This window comes from Chryseobacterium taiwanense (genome assembly GCF_000813825.1).
In the GTDB taxonomy this organism is placed as follows: Bacteria; Bacteroidota; Bacteroidia; order Flavobacteriales; family Weeksellaceae; genus Chryseobacterium; species Chryseobacterium taiwanense.
In genome coordinates this window covers 164,048-183,039 of sequence record NZ_JWTA01000002.1, presented here as the reverse complement: position 1 = coordinate 183,039, position 18,992 = coordinate 164,048, and the positions used below count along the sequence as shown (strand labels likewise).

The window sequence follows — 18,992 nt, the reverse complement described above, 5'->3', positions numbered from 1 at the left end:
ACCAGCTGAACTACCGGATCATTTGTTTACTTTAAGGAACTTCGTTTCTTTTTTGTGATTGCAAAACTACGACTTTTTTTGTTACCTGCAAATTATTTTCAAAAAAAAGCCTCCCAAAAATGGAAGGCATTCATTATCAAAGTTATTTTTTTTACAAGTGTGCGCTTAATTTTTCAGCGATTACTTCTTTTGGAGCTACTCCAACCAACTTATCTACTACTTCACCATTTTTGAAAATTAAAACAGTAGGGATATTTCTGATACCATATTGCATAGAAATTTCCTGGTTGTTATCTACATCTACTTTTCCAACTACTGCTTTTCCTTCGAAATCTGTTGCTACTTCTTCGATGATTGGTCCCAATGTTCTGCATGGTCCGCACCATACTGCCCAAAAGTCTACTAATACCGGCTTATCTGATTTTAAAACCGTGTCCTGAAATGAGCTATCTGTAATTTCTAAAGCCATTTTGTTTCTTTTATTTTAATTAATATTATATTCTTTTTTTCCTTTATTGGATAGTCAAAATTACGCTTTTTGAGTAATAGACCTATCTATGCTCAACATTTGTATTTTCTATAACGAAATCTGTCGAAATTTCTTTCAAAGCCGTTACCAGAGCATTAATGTCTTCTTTAGTCGTTAAATGACTGAAAGAGATACGAAGTGGCGTACAATGATCCATTTCATCCTCTGATAATACCATCATCATTACCATTGAAGGTTTTGAAGCTCCTGAAGAACAAGCGCTCCCCTGAGAAATGGCAATTCCTTTCATATCCAACTGAAGTCCTATTAAAGGGTTTTTATAAGGCAATAAAGCACTTAAAACAGTATAAAGACTATTTTCCTTCTCTGCACTTCTTCCGTTGAATTTAATCCCCGGAATCTCCGCTGTAAGTCTTTCTTCTGCATAGCTTTTTATTTCTTGCATATGGTTGGTATACGCTTCCATATTGTTTAATGAAAGTTCTAATGCTTTTCCTAATCCAACGATTCCTGCAACATTTTCAGTTCCGGCTCTCAAACTTCTTTCCTGAGGACCTCCGGTAATTATTCCTTTCAGACCGCTTGATTTTCTAATAAAAGCAAAACCAACTCCTTTCGGACCGTGGAATTTGTGTGCACTGCAAGATGCAAAATCAACCTGAATATCAGAGAAATCCAAGTTCATATGAGCCATTGTCTGTACCGTATCTGAATGGAAAATAGCATTGTGTGCTTTGCACATTTCTGCCACTTTTTTAATATCCATCAGGTTTCCGATCTCATTATTGGCATGCATTAAAGTAACCAGTGTTTTTTTATCTGAAGCTTTTAAAAGTTCTTCAAGTTTATTAAGATCAATATCTCCTTTTTCGTTTGGACGAATGTAGTTTACTTCAACTCCTTTTCTGCTCTTCATATCCAAAACACTTTCAGAAACACATTTGTGCTCTAAAGGAGAACTGATGATTCTTTCTACTCCAAGGTGCTCAACACTTGATTTGATAATCATGTTATTAGACTCTGTTCCGCAAGAAGTAAAAATAATTTCAGCAGGAGTCACATGAAGATAATCAGCAACCTGTCTTCTTACATTTTCGATAAGAATTTTTGCTTCCTGTCCAAAACTGTGTGTAGAAGAAGGGTTACCAAAATTCATTTTCATGGTAGCTACCATAGCATCGATCACTTCTTCAGAAAGAGGCGTAGTTGCAGCATTATCAAGATATATTTTGTCCATTTTTATTTTGAAGATTTTATTTCTATAGCATTAAAATTATAATTGGAAGGAACTGTAAAAATCACATAAGGATTCGAGATCACCTGTATTTCCATCCCTCCATGTTCTACATAAGGAACTTCTATTTGTAAAATATTATTTTTTACCGAGGTATTTTTAATTTCAGTAATCCTGTGATCTCCTGCCCTGAAAGTTCCCAGATTATAAAGAATTACTTTTTTATCTTTTGGAAACTTTGGAGCCTGTACTCCAGATTCGCTGCCATCACTTATTACCACAGCAGAATTTCCTTTCAGAGCTTTCTGAAATTCCTGTTCATTTTTAATGATACTAAATTCAACTTTTCCGGTTCCACCCTGGGATTCGGAAGCTAAAATTTGTGGTTGTGTCTGCATGTCTGAAGTCTTTTGAGACGGCGTACTTGTACAGCCGATCAGAGAAGCCCAACATACGATAAGCAGCTTTTTCATTTTTACATTTTTACCTGCCAAAATTAGTGAAAAAATTGGTAATGTCCTTCATTCGCCCATTTTAGCATTGGCTTGTCACCAGAGGTATCTCCGAAGGCTATTATTTTATCGTACTTTTTGTTGTTTATTTCCTCTTTTATCCTTTCCAGTTTCTCTTTTCCGTTACAGTTTTTTCCGACAAAATTGCCTGTAAAAATTCCGTTTTTAAACTCTGCACGGGTAGAAACCAACTGCATTTGGAATGCATCGGCAAAAGGTTTGGTCCAAATATCCAGTGAAGCGGTTACCAGTAAGCTTTGAGTATTATTTCTATCGATATTATTGATAAAATCTAATGCGTTTTCTCTAACGATTTTCGGATAGTGATGGTCGAAGAACTGTCGAGATTTTTTCTCAATTTTTTCCTGAGCCTGTCCTTTTAAAATGGATCCGATAAAGCTTTTCTTCACTTTTTCGGCTTGGGCAAGTCTTAGTTTTAGTAATATAAAAAGGGGAACATGTCTTAAAAACTGTACGTGGTATTTGGCAGGATTGTAAAACTTAAGATACATAAACATTGTATCTTTATAAGTAAGGGTTCCGTCAAAATCAAAACAATACAATTTTTTCATATTCAGCTATAACTTTAATTTTTTAAATATAAACTCAGGAATATTCCTAATAATCATCATTATAACGCCCCAGATTGGCAAAACGTATGTCGTATTTTTTTGTTTTTTAAATGCTTTATAAATACAGTCTGCCGCCTGTTTCGGGCTTGCTGTCAGTTTAGGATTTAAAGGTAGACCTTCCGTCATTTTCGTTGCCATAAAACCTGGTTTTATAGTCATAACGTGTACTTTTTTATCAAACAGATAATTCCTCAATCCACTCAAATAAGCTGTAAAAGCCGCTTTTGCACTGCCATAAATAAAATTACTCTGCCTTCCTCTATCTCCTGCTACAGAAGAAAGCCCTATAATAGTTCCTGATCTTCTATTTTCAAATTTATGAGCAAAATAATTAATCACCGGTACCAATTTTGAGTAATTGATCTCAATAATCTGTTGTGTATTTCTATTGTCATACAACCCTTCTTCCGTTCCCTCTCCCAAATATCCTATCGCGCAGAATAACAACGTTGAATTGATATGTTCAAATATATTATAATCTATTTCTTTCGTCAAATCCAATTCTATAATTTCGGATTGCTGAAGGAATTTCACATCAATATGTCTTGCAAATCTCTCTGTGGTCTCTTTATTTGAAGTAAAAAGGTAAACCTTTTCAAACTTTTCACCTTCCTGCAATGCTTTTTCTACAAATGCCTGTGCAACTTCAGAAGTAGATCCTAATATTATCATTATTTATTTTTAATCCTATTTAACACAAAGTTCGCAATATTCTATTATTATATTTTCAATAAGCAGCGCAAAGACGTTTCACTCATCAAAGGAATCTTATAATCCGTTTACAATTCTTCTTACTCCGTTTTTAAAAAGTGGTAAGTGAAAGTTAAGCAACATTCCTAATTTATAATTTCCTAATCTTAAATAATTGAGCAATTGTGCTTCAAAAAACATATTTTCTTTTTCAGTTGACGCTTTTAATTCTACAATTACTTTTCCCTCAACCAGCAAATCTACTCGAAAAGCATCATTAACAAACAAACTTTCATATTGTATTGGCAAAGTTTTTTGTCTTTCAAAATTTAATCCTGCATTTTTAAGTTCATAAGCTAAGCATTCTTCATAAACCCTTTCATAAAGTCCAGCTCCTAATTTTCTGTGAATTTTCAACCCCGCTTCGAAAATAATTTTAGAGATTTCGTTTTCTGTCATTTTATGTCTTCTTTGGTGAGTGAAACGTCTTAGCGAAACTGAAATATCAATATTTTATTTATAAAAATCTTTGTATTCCTTGCGTTTAACCATTAACAATTCTCTTATGCTGCAAAGACACAAATTTTGAATTCTGAATATTTTTGAGGTAGTTGGTCAGTGACGATTTACTCATACTGTCTTTGGTAAGGTAAATTCTTCCTCCAAATTCCTGAACGATATTGTCCAACTGTCCAATCAATGCTTTAAGTTTTGAATTCACTCTAAAATCCAAAGCCAACGTATATCCTTCCATCGGAAAAGAGTTATAGGCTTCTGGATTATTTTTCCCGAAGAGCTTCAAAACAGCCAAAAAAGAACCATTTCCACTTCTTGCAATGGTTTCAAGAATTTTTTTCATCCCTTCTTTTCCTCTTTCTTTAGGAATCACCATTTGATATTGAATAAACCCTGATTTTCCATAGATTTTATTCCAATCGTTCACTACATCTAAAGGGTAAAAGAATGTTTCGTAATCAACAATACTTTTAACTTCTTTTTTAGCTTGTTTTTTAAAATATAACAGATTAAAAATCTTTACGGTAAGTTTATTTAACACAAAACCTGGAAAATAGAAAGGAACAGTAGGCTCAAATTTTTTCTTTAATCGTAAAGGCTTTTCTCTGAATTTTTGCGGAAGTTCGTGCTGAAAAGCATGTTCTCCTCTCATCAGGATACTTTGACCAATATTTTTTCCTTTCTGAAGACAATCGATCCAGGCAACATTGTAAGTCCAGCTTTCACTTTCTTCAAATAGTTTAAAAATCTCATCCAGATTTTCTGCTTTTATGCTTTCCTGACGAATGTAAGCAGATTCTATATTTTTAAGTTTAAATTTAGCAGAAAGAATAATCCCCGTAAGTCCCATTCCTCCGATGGTAGCCCAAAATTTTTCTGCATTTTCTTCTCTAGAGCAAGTAATGATTTCACCATTTTCAATCATCAATTTAAACTCTATCACATATTCTGAAAAACATCCTTCTGCATGATGATTTTTCCCATGAACATCGGATGCTATTGCTCCACCCACGGAAACAAACTTCGTTCCCGGAGTTACATATAAAAAATATCCCTGCGGAACTGAAATTTCCAGTACTTCTGAAAGTAAAACTCCGGATTCGCATTCAATGATTCCGTTCAAACGATCAAAACTGATAAACTTATTGAGTCTTTTTGTCGAAAAAATATTTTCCCCCAACGAAGCATCTCCATAGCATCTTCCATTTCCTCTTGCTATCACTTCATTATGGGTAAGTATAAAATCTTTGATCTTTTTAAAGCTATCTTCAGATTTTATCTCTTTTTCCACTACGGGAAAGTTCCCCCAGTTTGTAACCTTCTGTACGAAATTCGGCTTCATTTTTTAAAGTAAATTAAAATTAAAAATGCAGCAACCCATAATATTAAAGTTACTTGTATATATCTGTCTCTGTAAACAATTTTCGTAGGCGATTCTGTTCTGTTATACACTAAAGTCTGCTGTAAATATCTTAAAAAAGCAAATACAACAAATATAACGGTATAAAAAACCGCTGGATGTAATCTCGCCTGAATTTCGGGAGATAAGGTGAACATTAGGTAACAAACAATTGCCAATGCCACAGAAATCGACAATGCAATATCGGCAAACTGAACGTTGTAACCATCCAAAGCTCTTCTCGTTTTACCAGAAACTTGTGCATTGATGAGCTCTCCTCTTCGTTTACCTATTGCCAATACCAAAGCCAACACAAAGGTGAGTAATATCGCCCATTGAGAAATACTGATTCCTGTAATATACCCTCCTGCCAACACCCTCAATACAAAACCAATGGCAATAATAAAAATATCTACTATTGGAACATGTTTCAGCCTAAAAGTGTACGCTACATTCATGATAAAGTAAACGGCAATAATTACCACAAACTTCCATAAAAACTGATGAAAATAGAATTGTGCTACAAAAATCAATACCACATCGGTAATGAGTAAGCCAGCCAAAATCCCCAACGCTTTTGCTTTGGAAATCGCACCGCTGGCTAATGGACGTCTTCTTTTTTCCGGATGTTTTTTATCGGCTTCAATATCATTGTAATCATTTAAGATATAGACAGCACTGGCGACAAAAGAAAAGATGATAAATGCAAAAATACTTTTGGTAAGCAAATCCAGATTCTGGATATTACCCGAAAAAAAAAGGGGAACAAATACAAACAGGTTCTTTACCCATTGCTCTACACGAAGTAGCTTCAAATATTTCTTCATTTATGCTGTTTCAGTTACAAAAATAAAAATTTCAGAATTGATTGGTATAAAAATACAAAAAAACCGCAGAAGCGGTTTCTTTAATACGACATTTATGTCTTAATTTTTTAACTACTGCCCTTGTTGAGCATCGTTAATCATTTTTTCATTTGCAGTAATTGCAAATTCCACTCTACGGTTTTTAGCTCTACCCTCTTCGGTATCGTTTGATGCAACCGGCATACTTTCACCTTCTCCTAAGGCAAATAGTCTGCTTGAAGCTACACCTTTACCAGATAAATATGATTTTACTGAATTAGCTCTTCTTTCAGAAAGCTTCATGTTGTAGTCATCAGCACCTTTACTGTCTGTGTGACCATAGATATTAATATTTGTATCAGGATTGTTAATCAAAACCTGAGCTAATTTATCCAAATTCGTGATGGATGCTGCTCTTAAGTTTGAAGAGTCAAAATCAAAGTTTACAATACTTTCGTTCAATGTAATTTTGATACCATCTCCTACTCTTTCTACTTGAGCTCCAGGTAATGTTTCCTGAATTTCTCTAGCCTGCTTATCCATTTTATTACCGATAACGTTACCGGCAACACCACCAATAACCCCTCCTAAAACAGCTCCTAATGCAGCGTTTTTACCTTTTCCAACGTTATTTCCTAAAATCCCTCCAATAATTGCTCCTGATGCAGCTCCTACTGCGGTACCTCTTTGCTGGTGATTAGAATTCTGTACTGCTTCACAACTTGTCAGTAATAAAGCTGATGACAAAAAAAGAGCTCCGATATATGTTTTTGTAAATTTCATTTTTTTAATATTTAAGTTAGGTTAAACTATTTCATTCCTGTTCTCTGGAAGTTGTACACAACTCTTACATTTTCTCCGTCGAAAGGAATGTTTTGTTCTAGTGAAAATTGATCTGTAGCCTGACTAACCAACGTTAAAGTATACCCTGCAGTATTTTGCTTTGCTTTTGTTCCTTCTGCTATTTTCTTAAACTCAAAAGTATTGCCATCTTTTACATTAATTTTAATTGGCTGTGTAATGGTAGGGCAAGATCCACCTCCATTTAAAGTATAAGCACCCGTCCAATTATTTGGAATTAATCTCCAATGACTTCCTACAAAGCATTGTGCATCTGCTCCCTCATCAAAAGGTTTAATCTTGAACTGCTTATCGTAATCTACGCTTACGATTTGCCAGTCGCCTTTCATTTTAAGAAATTCTGATCTCTGGTTTTGTGATGTTTTAGCGTTGTTTACTGAGGAACAAGACACTGCAAAAAGTGATGTTCCCAACATCCCTGCAAGTAGTAACTTTTTCATTTTGTTGTTTATTATTTTGTTATAATAAAGTTACAAAAAACCGTGCCAAAATAATAAATAAAAATAAAAAAAGTCCGAAAATTTCGGACTTTGTATCTACTCGTGTTAAAAACACAAAGATTAATTATTTTTTAACAGTCTTTTTTACAGATTTCGTAGCCTTTTTCACATTGCCAGATTTCCCGTTATAAAAGTTGTTGTAAGCATATTCTGCTGCTTTTTTTACATCAATCACACCACCTGCCTGAGAGAAGTTCCCGAACTCATCTGCTGTACTTGCGTTGCTGGATTTTACTAACGATTCAATAATCTGAGCCGGAGTAAGGTTTGGCATATATGCAAGTAATACTGCTGCTGCACCTGCAACCACCGGAGAAGCCATTGAAGTTCCTTGTAAGTATTTATACTCGTTGTGAGGAACTGTAGAATAGATCTCATCACCCGGAGCAAAAACATTCACCATTTTTTTGTTGTAGTTAGAGAAATCAGCTCTTAAAGCATCATTTTTATTAGTACTTGCTCCTACAACAACAACATTGTTTACAAATGGTTTTTCATCGGTAACATTTTTAAAGTTTGTAGGATAAGCTAAATGTTCAGCAACATCTTCGTTTTCGTTACCTGCTGCTTTTACTAAAAGAACTCCTTTATCCTGAGCATATTTGAATGCATCCCAAACTACAGTTTTACCTGGAGAAACCGGTTTACCAAAGCTCATATTTAAAACTTTAGCTCCGTTATCTACTGCATATCTGATTGCATTGGCAACATCTTTATCTCTTTCGTCTCCGTTTGGAACTGTTCTTACAGACATGATTTTAGCAACTTTAGAAGCTACCCCATACTGAATTTCTTTTCCTTGAGGAAGACCTGCAATAATACCTGCTACGTGAGTTCCGTGCATTGCATCGGGACCTTCATAATGATTGTTTCCGTAATTTTTTTCAGAATAATCATCGTAGTTATCTCCTACAATCTCTTTTCTAGGATCGTAAGAAAGATCGTATTGTTTTGCCTGAGGACCAAAATAATCAAGAGCTTCTTTCATTTGGTCTTTCATTATTTTCTCAAACTCAGCAGGAGTTTTCCCTTGAAATTCTGGGCTTCCTGCTACCTGCTTCAACACCTGAAGAATCATTGCATCTTTCTGGTCAGTTACTTTAATAGCAGAAACATTTTCCGGAGTTACATTTTTCCCTCCAAGCAATTTCACCATTGAAGGAATTGCCTCGTTAATCATTGAATAAGTCTGAAAGCCTTGTTTTGCTTCAACACTTTTCTTAGAGAAAAGTTCTTTAGCTTTCATATACATTGCAAAATCTTCCGGCATTTTAGCTTGATTTGCCTTGTTCTTAGCAGAATCATCACCTTCGAAAATTGGTTTGTATTTCGCAACTACTCTCGTCACTTCCATGTTGTCAATATCAATATCGCCGTTTTTTCCACCGATAAAGTTCCACCCGTGAATATCATCTACATATCCGTTTCCATCATCATCTTTTCCGTTATTCGGAACTTCATTCGGGTTAGTCCAAATGTTTTTTACCAATCCCGGGTGATCTACCTGTACTCCGCTATCTAAAACACCTACTAATACCGTTTTAGGCTTCAGTCCTTTAGATTCTAAATATTTGTAAGCATTTTCCGTATTTACACCATATACTTTTGCAGAAGAAAAGTCTTTATGATACCAAGTCATCAAATCTTTATCTTCTTTTGAATCTACATTCTTACCTTGAGCTTCCTGAGCATAAGTAAAACTAAAACCTGCTAGAAAAACAGCAGCTAATAATATCTTTTTCATTTTAGTATGATTGTTTAATATTTCTTATATAAGTCAAAGATTCAGGCCCTTTGTTACAAATAAGGTCTAAAATTGATAAATCCTTTATAAAACCTAGCTTATCTGTGAATGTCTGATAATATTCATCCATTTCAAATTCTGACGGTTGTTTTGCTGAGAATTTCTCTCTGAAATTAAGCTCTTCAGGATTTTTGATATACTCTGTATTCAAAGAATGTGCCTTTTCTGTTTTCAGGATCTGCTGCAAAATTTCCAGCGCTTTTAAATTGAAATCTAAAAGATTTTTTTCTTTCAAATCAAATATTTTTTTGATCTTATCTTCGTAAAATTCAAAATAAGGAGAGCTCTGATAAGCCGTTTTAATAGATTTCCAGTGAAGGCTTCTCCAATCTTCGCGATAAGAGATTTCAATATCTTTCAATTCTCTCTTTCCGTTATGATTGATCGGAATAATTAAAGATAATTTCCCGTTTGCCCCGTAAATATTGGCTCTGTTTCTATAGGTCTGTTTTGGAAAATTCTCAAACTGTTCAAATACGATTTCATTTTCAGGATTTAGCAATACTGAAAACCAAGAAATGGGTGGTAAATAAAATACCGGTAATAATACATTCGTCATATTCATAATGCAAAAATGGAGTATTTTTTCAAATACTCCATTTTTTTTCATTTATTTCGTTATAAATTTTCTTCTTTTTTATCCTTTCTGAATAGTTTCACAAAGTATTCCCAACCGAAGAACAGAATAAGAATCATTGCTGCAATCCACCAATAGGAAGTTTTATTCGCCTCTCCTGTATTGGTTGCTTTAAACATTCTGTCCCAACGGATTTTTTTAGGAGCCTGATATGTTGAACTTGCATCTGAGAATGCTCCCTGAACACTCATCCAAGTAAACATTGGTTTTCCTACAATATTTTCTTCTGGAACGAAACCAAAGAACCTAGCATCTAATGAAGCATCTCTATTGTCTCCGATCATCATATAATAATCCTGCTGAATTGTATACTGGTTTGTTTCTTTTCCGTTGATAAAGATTTTCCCGTTTTTATTCTCTAATGTATTATGCTCGTATTTTTTAATAATCCACTGATATTCAGGAAGTGTTTCTTCATTAATAGTAACAACATCTCCTTTTTTAGGAATTTTCAAAGGACCATACCAATCTTGATTCCAAGGTTTGTTGATTGGGAAAATAGATTGAGTTGTGTCTATACTTTTAGTATATGCAGATTTATCAGCATTTAATTTATAAGAAACTGTTGCAGAATCTTTAGGGAAAATGCTTTCCTCCATACTTACCACATTTGGTAAAGTTTTTATTTCTGCAGCCGTTTTATCTGTCAGACCCTGAAATGCATATATAAATCCTTTATCAGTCTGCATTTCTCTTACCGGTAAAAATCCGTACGTATTATATAAAGAAGGAATATCTAGCTGAGATCCTGCGTTTACTGTATAAGCGTGCTGAACTTCCTGATCTCCCAAAACCGTTTCTGGTTTCCCGTTTACAAAAAGTCTTCCTCCTCTCATTTCAAAAGTATCTCCAGCAACAGCCACACATCTTTTTACGTAAGGGTCTTTTCTATCGATTGCTGTGTGTACAGAATCCTGAGGATAGTTGAACACCACCACATCATTTCTCTGAGGCTTGTTGAATTGTAAAATTCTTGAATAGGGTAATTTAATACCTTCTACATAAGATTTCGGATCATCTTTAGGATTTCCTTTTTCTCCGGTGTCCATAATTGTTCCCTGTAAGAAAGGAATTGCAACTGGACGCATTGGAAGTCTGTATCCGTAGCTCCATTTGTTTACGAAAAGGAAGTCACCTACTAAAAGCGTTCTTTCCATAGATCCTGTCGGAATTCCAAAGGGCTGCGTAACAAAAACGTGGATAATAGTTGCGAAAACTACTGCAAAAGTAATAGAACCAATGAACGTATCTTTTTTCTTTGTTCCTTTTTCTTCGTCTGTTAAGAAAACATCATTGGTATCTTCATCTTCTATTTCTACGTCTTTAGAATAGTTTACACTTGCCATGTAAATGAACGGAAGAATTACCGTAAGAAGTTGGTTCTGGAAAAGAGTTTTTCCAAACTTTTTCATTAAATAAATATGAAAAACAGACATCATAATTGGCCCTACAATAGGCAAATATGACAGAACCGCCCACCACTTCGGATGTTTTGTTTCTTTTAGAATAATGAAATAGTTATAAAATGGAATGAAAGCAAATAAAGGGCTATATCCCATTTTCTTAAACAGCTTCCATGTGGAAAGTCCCATCAATACAGATAAAATGAGAACATAAACCGTATACGTTAAAAAGTAATTCATAAAATTTCTGTGCCTAATCTATAATATAAATAATATGTAATGAACAATAGGTCATTGTATTTATTGATCATTTACTATTAGTTAGTTTACAATGATGGGAATTTGTTACAAAATTAAAGACCTAAAACGTCTTTCATTTCAAAATTTCCTTTTTTATCTTTAATCCACTCCGCTGCAACTACTGCTCCTAATGCAAAACCATTTCTGTTGAAAGCGGTATGTTTGATCTCAATTTCATCTACTTCACTTCTGTAGAACACACTGTGAGTTCCCGGAACTTCATCTTCACGAATAGCAAAAATACCTAATTGGTTATCTTTCGTTTCATCCAATTTCCACGCATCAAACTTTGAATTGTGTTTGAAAATTCCTTCTGCAATTGAAATCGCCGTTCCGCTTGGTGCATCTTTTTTGTGAATGTGGTGAATTTCTTCCAATTGGCAAGAATATTCATCTACATTTTTCATGAGATCAGCCAATTTTTCGTTTAAAGCAAAAAATAAGTTTACTCCTAAACTGAAGTTTGAACCGTATAAAAATGCTGTATTATTTTCAACAGATATTTTTTCAATCTCAGCTCTTTTTTCCAGCCATCCTGTTGTACCACAGATTACCGGAACGTTATTTTCCAAACATGCTTTTACATTTTCAAAAGCCACTTCAGGAAGTGAAAATTCAATAACAACATCCGGATTATTAAGATTTTCAGCAGTTGGAGTTTCTTTTAGGCGGGCTACGACTTCGTGACCTCTTTTCTGAGCAATCTCATCGATGATTTTACCCATTTTACCATATCCAACTAATGCTATTCTCATATGTTTTTTATTATTTTAATTATACAACAATCAAAAATTCTGTATAATTTATTAAAATCTATAACTTAAACTCAACCCCGTTTTAGGAGGGGTAATTCCAAATTGATCCTGAATGACTGCAGGTGCAAAAGACAAATCCGGATCATGACGGCTTTCATAAAGATGAGAGTCTACCACGGCATCTACAATATTCAGAATATAAATCAATCCAGTAATTGCAATAGCGTAATCTCTTTGTCTTTTTGCTCTATCCTGTACGTTTCCTAAAGCTGTTTTATCAAGCCAAGGTTTGCTGTCAACAAATTCATTCGGAGTACCATTTAATTTGGCAATATAATATTCACGGTATTTTTTATACTGATTATCATTCCAAATCGCGATTCCTACTCCTGTTCCTACTGCTCCCCATACGATAGGAATCTTCCAGTATTTTTTATTGTAGTACTGACCTAATCCCGGTAAAACGGCAGAATACAATCCTGCTCTTGTCGGATTAAGTTTTACTGTTTTTCTGGTAGGTCCGTTTGCACTTTCTAAATCTTCTACAATTTTCGCTTCAGATTTAACTGTTCTTTTAGGTTGAACAGTGGGCTTTTCTTTAATCACAACAGAATCTACCTTAATAGTATCATTAGGTATTACTTGTGAATAAGCCACTACGAACAGACACAGAAAAAATGTGAAAAATATTTTCTTCATTTATTTTATATGGGATAAAATATACTCCAGTTCATCTTCATTTTTGAAATCCAGAACCAGCTTACCTTTTTTACCATTTCCGGAGGTTTTAATCTCCACTTTTACATCTAATATATCAGATATTGTTTTTTGAACTCTTTTATAATTATTAGAAAGTTCTGCTTTTGCTTTTTTGGCAGCAGGTGATTTTGGATTTTTCAACGCTGTAGCCGCCTGTTCAGCCTGACGAACGTTCAACTTTTCTTTGATAATTAAATCAAATAAGATCTGTTGATGTTCTTCGCTTTCTAAACTAATGATCGCTCTACCGTGTCCTGCAGAAATCTCTCCGCTTCTGATTGCGTTCTGAATATCCGGACTTAATCTTAACAATCTTATTGAGTTGGTAATGGTACTTCTATCCTTTCCTACTCTTTGGCTAAGATTTTCCTGTGTCAAACCAATTTCTTCTAAAAGTCTGTGGTAAGTAAGCGCAATTTCAATGGCATCCAGATCTTCTCTCTGGATATTTTCAACAAGAGCCATTTCCAAAAGCTCCTGATCATTCACCAAACGAATATAGGCAGGAATACTGGTAAGACCTGCAATTTTACTTGCTCTGAAACGTCTTTCCCCAGATATAATTTCGAATCTTTCTCCGTCTTTTCTTAGAGTAATCGGTTGAATAATCCCTAAGTTCTGAATAGACTGAGCAAGTTCATTTAATGCTTTTTCATCAAAATAAGTTCTTGGCTGGGTCGAATTCGGATAAATATCTTCGATAGATACTTCTACAATATTTCCCACAAATTTATCTGCTCCCACATCGGTAGCAGAGTTAATTGTCGCTTTGGATTCTGCACTAAGAATAGCACCTAAACCGCGCCCCATCGCTCTTTTTTTGTCCTTCATATTTTGCTTTTAGCTTTTTGGCTATTTGCTTTTTAATTCTTCACTAATTTTTCGTTCTTCAGCAAAACTTCTTCAGCTAACTGAATATACTGAACTGCTCCTTTACTTTCAGCATCGTAGTTCAGGATACTTTCTCCGAAACTCGGAGCTTCACTTAATCTTACGTTTCTGCTGATAATAGTTTCAAATACCATTTCAGGGAAATGCGAGTTTACTTCTTCTACAACCTGATTAGACAATCTCAATCGGCTGTCATACATCGTCAAAAGAAGTCCTTCAATATCTAAGTCTTTGTTGTGGATTTTCTGAACATTTTTAATCGTGTTCAAAAGCTTTCCTAATCCTTCCAATGCAAAATACTCACACTGAATCGGGATAATCACAGAATCTGCTGCAGTAAGCGCATTTACCGTGATAAGTCCTAAACTCGGAGCACAATCGATAATGATATAATCGTAATCGTTTCTTACGCTTTCCAATGCCTTTTTCAGCATATACTCACGGTTTTCTTTGTCTACCAGCTCAATTTCTGCTGCTACCAAGTCGATATGAGAAGGTACAATATCCAGATTGGGTGTAGCGGTCTGCTTGATACAGCTTCTTGTATCAACACTATGCTCCAATAAATTATATGTAGAATATTGAACGTCTTCAACGCCTAAACCTGAGGTAGCATTCGCCTGAGGATCAGCATCAATGATTAATATTTTCTTTTCCAATACCCCTAATGCTGCCGCTAAATTTACAGCGGTTGTAGTCTTTCCAACACCTCCTTTTTGATTAGCGATACCTATGATTTTTGCCATTCTTAGAACTTTAAGATTCAAAAATACACTTTTTTCTTTGCTCTTAGTGAACAACAAAATCAAAAATAGCGTTAAAATACTGTTAATAAGGTTTTTATCAATAAAAAAAATTATCCACAAAAAAAATTCTTTGTGGATAACTGTTTAGATTTGTTTTCGAGATATTAATTATCAAACTTCATTGATATTGGAAATCTGAAAGAGCTTCTTACAGACTCTCCTTGTTTATTTTTCCCAGGAGTCCATTTTCCTTTTGCTGAGATAGCCTTTATGGTTCTAATGGCCTCATTATTAAAATCTGCATTAGTTCCGTTTGCTTTAACTCCTGAAATTGTTCCGTCAATTTCTACAATAAAAGTAATCGTTGTTCTCATGATATCACCAGACTCGAAATCTGACCCGTCAAAGTTATTCATTACTTTATTTCTGAAAGATTCTATTCCTCCACTAAAATTAGCTTCTGCACTTAGCTCAGTTTCTATTTTATTTTTATCAAATGGTTTCGGAAGTTCCTTTGGAGGGAGAGTATTAATAACAGGTCCTGTACCAATTGTTGTAGATGTAGGAACATATGTTGGTGTTGTAATTTCCTTACCTTCAGAAGTCTGTGTTCCCGAAACGGCATTTATTTTTTCTTCAGGAGTTGCAACTTTTTTCTCGTTAGTAACTATTTTTTTAGGTTCCGGTAATCTATCATCAATTGTTTTAACTTTTTCGGGAGCTATTTGAGGTTTTACCTGAACAGGTGGATGCCTTTCAGGTGTTTCAACGATTTGAATAATTCTTGGAATATCATGTCCATGATCTTCTATAACAACATCTGCTTTAAATGCATTAATCACAAATGGCGTAATAGAAACAGCCGCCAATAAACTTACACCTACAAAAAGTGCTCTAGTTAATATTTTGTCTGATTCATTTCTTAAAACATAGGCTCCGTACTCCTTATTACGGTGCTCAAATAAAACTTCATTAAAACGAAATTCTTGATTTTGGTGTAGGTGTTTCATCACTAAAAAATTTAAACTGTTAAAATTAAAATTATCAGTTTTTCAACTACTGATAATTAATCACCAAACGTCTATCAAAATATTTGCCAAAAAATTATCAACCCAATACCAAACTAAAACAATTTGTAAAAATATTTTAAATTAACTATGTAATAAATACCATAAAGACAGCAGAATAAAAACAAAAAATCCCGCTTAAAAGCGGGATTTTCAATTGAATATCTATCTTAGAATAATTCTTTTCTGATAATGTTCTGGCTTCTTTCCGGACCAACAGAAACTAAGTAAACGTTGATTCCTAAATACTTCTCGATAAACTCGATGTATTCCTGAGCCGTTTGTGGAAGTTCATCGTAGCTTCTTGCTTTTGTGATGTCTTCTTTCCAACCCGGTAAATCTTGATAGATTGGTTCGTAGTTGTATAATTTCTCTGTTGAAGAAGTGAAATAATCGATGATTTTTCCGTCTTCAGTTTTGTAATGCGTAACTACTTTTAGGTTTTCAATTCCTGTAAGAACGTCTAATTTCGTAATTACTAAGTTATTGATACCGTTGATCATACAAGCGTGTTTCAAAGAAACAAGATCTAACCAACCTGTTCTTCTTGGTCTACCTGTCGTAGCTCCGAATTCACCACCGATTTGTCTGATGCTTTCTCCTAATTCATTGTCCAATTCTGAAGGGAAAGGTCCGTTTCCAACTCTTGTACAGTATGCTTTTGCCACACCGATCAAGTTTTGAAGTGATGTTGGCGGAACTCCTGCTCCTGAACAAACCCCTCCTGTAGATGGAGAAGATGAAGTTACGTATGGATAGGTTCCGAAGTCGATATCAAGCATTAAAGCCTGCGCTCCTTCAAATAAAACGTTTTTACCGTCTCTGATCGCTTCATTAAGTTCCAGTTCCGTATCAACGATTCTGTCTTGAAGCTGTTTTCCGATTTCTAAATATTCGTTGTAGATTTCTTCAACGTCTAATGTCGGTTTTCCGTAGTATTTTTCAAAAAGAGAATTCTTAATTTTTAAGTTTTTCTCGATTTTGTCTCTTAAAATTTCAGGATTCAGAAGGTCGATCATTCTAATCCCAACTCTTGCAATTTTGTCTTCATAGCAAGGTCCGATCCCTTTTTTCGTCGTTCCGATCTGCGTTCCTCCGTGCTCTTCTTCACGGTAAGTATCCAAAAGAATGTGGTAAGGCATGATCACATGCGCTCTTCTGCTGATGAAAATGTGGTCAGTTTTCAAGCCTTTGCTTTCGATCTGATTCACCTCCTTAATGAAAGATTTAGGATTTACCACTACTCCGTTTGCAATGATACACTTCCCTTTGCACTGAAGAACTCCCGATGGAAGAAGGTGCAAAACGAATTTCTCTTCACCTACATAAACCGTGTGACCAGCGTTGTCCCCTCCTTGGAAACGTACAACATAATCCGATTTTGCCGATAAAACATCCGTGATTTTTCCTTTACCTTCATCTCCATACTGAAGACCTACAACTACGTAAGTTGACATATTTTTCTTTTATTTTAGATTCATGCAAAATTACTTTTAAAAAATTGGGTGCGCAAATTTGTGGTGAATTTTATTTTTGGGTGGGTGGAAATCATGTGGTTGAGGAATTAAAGTAATTAATTATAAAATAATAAAGTCATGTCGTATAATTTTTTGAAATAAAATTTTGTTTACTTTTGTTTTGTGGAAAAACATGGCCAAATAGAAATAAAGGTTTCTGGAAAAATTGGAAACGTAGATATAAACCCTGATAACTTTGATATCAAGGAAATAGTTTCTATTTTAAACAATGTTGACAATTTATTATATTCTGGAGATAAAAAAAATAGACCCCTAATTTCTTATGATATTAAAGAAGGTTCCGTTAGAAATATTTTTAAAACCGGAATACAATATATATATAGCTTTAATGCTGTATTAGGCTTAATTTCCCAAACTAATACAATTGACTATTTAGATTTAGCAACAGCTAAAGCTATTGAAAGCCTTCAAGATTTAGCAACAAAAAAGGATTTTGCACTTGACATTACTACATCACTTGAAAATTCTAACAACATTCGGATTGACAAATTTTCTGATTTTAAAAGAACTGAAGCAATTTGGGCTGAAGCTGAATTTTATTTTTATGGAAAAATAACAAATGCAGGAGGTAAAGATAAAGCTAATATTCATTTATTGACTGATGAGTATGGAACAGTCAGAATTCAAACTCCAATTTCATTCCTAGAAAAACAAGAAGAAAATATCCTATATAAATCTTTAGGCATTAGAGCTAAAGGAAACCAACATTCCGAAAACGGAGAAATTGACTTTACAAATTTAGAATTCATTGAGTTAATTGATTATAATCCCATTTTTGATGAGAATTATTTGAAAAAATTAAGAGATAAGGCAAAACAATCTTGGCTTTCGAATATTAATCCAGATGAATGGTTAAGACAAATAAGAGGAAGCTATGAAAGTTAATAATGGAGTTTTACTAGATACAAGTTTCTTTATTAGATTTTTAAATGATGCTGATCCATTATTTAAAAATGCTTTAGAATATTATAAATACTTTCTAAGCAATGACGTTAAAATGTATATTTCAACAATTTCAATTGCTGAATATTGTGTTGGAGGATCAATATCAGAACTACCTTTAAGAAATTTAGCTATTCTTCCATTTAATTTGAATCATGCTACTAAAACAGGAGAAATTGCTAAAATAGTTTTCACAAGAAAAGGAAAATTGAAACTTGCTGAAAGAAATATAATTCCAAATGACTCAAAATTATTTTCTCAAGCTGATGTAGAAACAAACATCGTTTATTATTTATCTTCAGATACTGAAAGTATTAAAATTTACAACCTTCTTCAAGATGAAGGACAAAAGCCTAATTTTAATTTTATAGATTTAAATATTCCACCAAATGAATATTTTGGTTATTTAGATTTATAAAATACTTTTAAGTTTTGCTTGAACAAAACCTAAAAGTATAATGATTATAACCC

The 18,992-nt window shown here is 34.0% G+C and carries 21 protein-coding genes; 2 read left to right on the top strand and 19 right to left on the bottom strand.

Annotated elements, in window-relative coordinates; genetic code table 11:
- Positions 1 to 151 precede the first annotated feature (151 nt).
- From trxA to RM51_RS02700, 19 genes are all read right to left on the bottom strand, one after another.
- Positions 152 to 469, bottom strand: coding sequence for a thioredoxin (trxA, locus tag RM51_RS02790; RefSeq protein WP_039364868.1), 318 nt, complete (start codon positions 467 to 469; stop codon positions 152 to 154).
- 82 nt (positions 470 to 551) lie between these two features.
- Complete coding sequence (locus RM51_RS02785) at positions 552 to 1,727, bottom strand: cysteine desulfurase family protein (protein WP_039364867.1); 1,176 nt, start codon at positions 1,725 to 1,727, stop codon at positions 552 to 554.
- A gap of 2 nt (positions 1,728 to 1,729) precedes the next feature.
- Positions 1,730 to 2,197, bottom strand: a complete 468-nt coding sequence (locus tag RM51_RS02780; protein ID WP_039364891.1) for a hypothetical protein — start codon at positions 2,195 to 2,197, stop codon at positions 1,730 to 1,732.
- A gap of 23 nt (positions 2,198 to 2,220) precedes the next feature.
- A complete protein-coding gene (locus RM51_RS02775; protein WP_039364866.1) occupies positions 2,221 to 2,808 on the bottom strand; it encodes an HAD-IB family hydrolase in 588 nt (195 codons plus the stop codon).
- Positions 2,809 to 2,814: 6 nt separating this feature from the next.
- Entirely contained in the window at positions 2,815 to 3,540 is a 726-nt protein-coding gene (locus tag RM51_RS02770) for an SDR family NAD(P)-dependent oxidoreductase (protein WP_039364865.1), read from the bottom strand.
- A 96-nt stretch (positions 3,541 to 3,636) separates the two neighbouring features.
- Positions 3,637 to 4,017 carry a GxxExxY protein gene (locus tag RM51_RS02765; RefSeq protein ID WP_039364864.1) on the bottom strand — a complete coding sequence of 127 codons (381 nt, stop codon included), beginning with the start codon at positions 4,015 to 4,017 and terminating at the stop codon, positions 3,637 to 3,639.
- Positions 4,018 to 4,102: 85 nt separating this feature from the next.
- Complete coding sequence (locus tag RM51_RS02760) at positions 4,103 to 5,416, bottom strand: FAD-binding oxidoreductase (protein WP_039364863.1); 1,314 nt, start codon at positions 5,414 to 5,416, stop codon at positions 4,103 to 4,105.
- Complete coding sequence (locus tag RM51_RS02755; RefSeq protein WP_039364862.1) at positions 5,413 to 6,300, bottom strand: UbiA prenyltransferase family protein; 888 nt, start codon at positions 6,298 to 6,300, stop codon at positions 5,413 to 5,415. The genes RM51_RS02760 and RM51_RS02755 overlap by 4 nt, the downstream gene beginning before the upstream one ends.
- Positions 6,301 to 6,411: 111 nt before the next feature.
- Complete coding sequence (locus RM51_RS02750; RefSeq protein WP_039364860.1) at positions 6,412 to 7,101, bottom strand: OmpA family protein; 690 nt, start codon at positions 7,099 to 7,101, stop codon at positions 6,412 to 6,414.
- A gap of 26 nt (positions 7,102 to 7,127) precedes the next feature.
- Positions 7,128 to 7,619 (bottom strand): hypothetical protein, encoded by a 492-nt coding sequence (locus tag RM51_RS02745; protein ID WP_039364858.1) that lies wholly within the window; start codon positions 7,617 to 7,619, stop codon positions 7,128 to 7,130.
- Between the two features lie 124 nt (positions 7,620 to 7,743).
- A complete protein-coding gene (locus RM51_RS02740; protein WP_039364857.1) occupies positions 7,744 to 9,423 on the bottom strand; it encodes a S8 family serine peptidase in 1,680 nt (559 codons plus the stop codon).
- 1 nt (position 9,424) lies between these two features.
- Complete coding sequence (locus RM51_RS02735) at positions 9,425 to 10,048, bottom strand: WbqC family protein (RefSeq protein ID WP_185094992.1); 624 nt, start codon at positions 10,046 to 10,048, stop codon at positions 9,425 to 9,427.
- Positions 10,049 to 10,101: 53 nt separating this feature from the next.
- Entirely contained in the window at positions 10,102 to 11,763 is a 1,662-nt protein-coding gene (gene lepB / locus RM51_RS02730) for a signal peptidase I (protein ID WP_039364856.1), read from the bottom strand.
- A 113-nt stretch (positions 11,764 to 11,876) separates the two neighbouring features.
- Positions 11,877 to 12,578 (bottom strand): 4-hydroxy-tetrahydrodipicolinate reductase, encoded by a 702-nt coding sequence (dapB, locus tag RM51_RS02725; protein ID WP_039364853.1) that lies wholly within the window; start codon positions 12,576 to 12,578, stop codon positions 11,877 to 11,879.
- A gap of 51 nt (positions 12,579 to 12,629) precedes the next feature.
- The gene (locus RM51_RS02720; RefSeq protein ID WP_039364851.1) at positions 12,630 to 13,277 is read right to left on the bottom strand and encodes a DUF5683 domain-containing protein; all 648 of its coding nucleotides are present in this window, start codon (positions 13,275 to 13,277) and stop codon (positions 12,630 to 12,632) included.
- Complete coding sequence (locus RM51_RS02715; protein ID WP_039364849.1) at positions 13,278 to 14,168, bottom strand: ParB/RepB/Spo0J family partition protein; 891 nt, start codon at positions 14,166 to 14,168, stop codon at positions 13,278 to 13,280.
- A 32-nt stretch (positions 14,169 to 14,200) separates the two neighbouring features.
- Positions 14,201 to 14,974, bottom strand: coding sequence for a ParA family protein (locus tag RM51_RS02710; RefSeq protein ID WP_039364847.1), 774 nt, complete (start codon positions 14,972 to 14,974; stop codon positions 14,201 to 14,203).
- Positions 14,975 to 15,138: 164 nt separating this feature from the next.
- Positions 15,139 to 15,984: an energy transducer TonB gene (locus RM51_RS02705; protein WP_039364846.1), complete on the bottom strand. Its 846-nt coding sequence runs from the start codon at positions 15,982 to 15,984 to the stop codon at positions 15,139 to 15,141.
- Between the two features lie 227 nt (positions 15,985 to 16,211).
- On the bottom strand, positions 16,212 to 17,498 hold the full coding sequence (locus RM51_RS02700) for an adenylosuccinate synthase (protein ID WP_039364844.1): 1,287 nt from the start codon (positions 17,496 to 17,498) through the stop codon (positions 16,212 to 16,214).
- Between the two features lie 183 nt (positions 17,499 to 17,681).
- Between RM51_RS02700 and RM51_RS02695 the strand changes: the two genes are divergently transcribed.
- Together RM51_RS02695 and RM51_RS02690 are read left to right on the top strand one after the other, a co-directional pair.
- Positions 17,682 to 18,464, top strand: coding sequence for a hypothetical protein (locus RM51_RS02695; RefSeq protein WP_039364842.1), 783 nt, complete (start codon positions 17,682 to 17,684; stop codon positions 18,462 to 18,464).
- Positions 18,454 to 18,939: a type II toxin-antitoxin system VapC family toxin gene (locus RM51_RS02690; RefSeq protein ID WP_039364841.1), complete on the top strand. Its 486-nt coding sequence runs from the start codon at positions 18,454 to 18,456 to the stop codon at positions 18,937 to 18,939. The genes RM51_RS02695 and RM51_RS02690 overlap by 11 nt, the downstream gene beginning before the upstream one ends.
- Positions 18,940 to 18,992 lie beyond the last annotated feature (53 nt).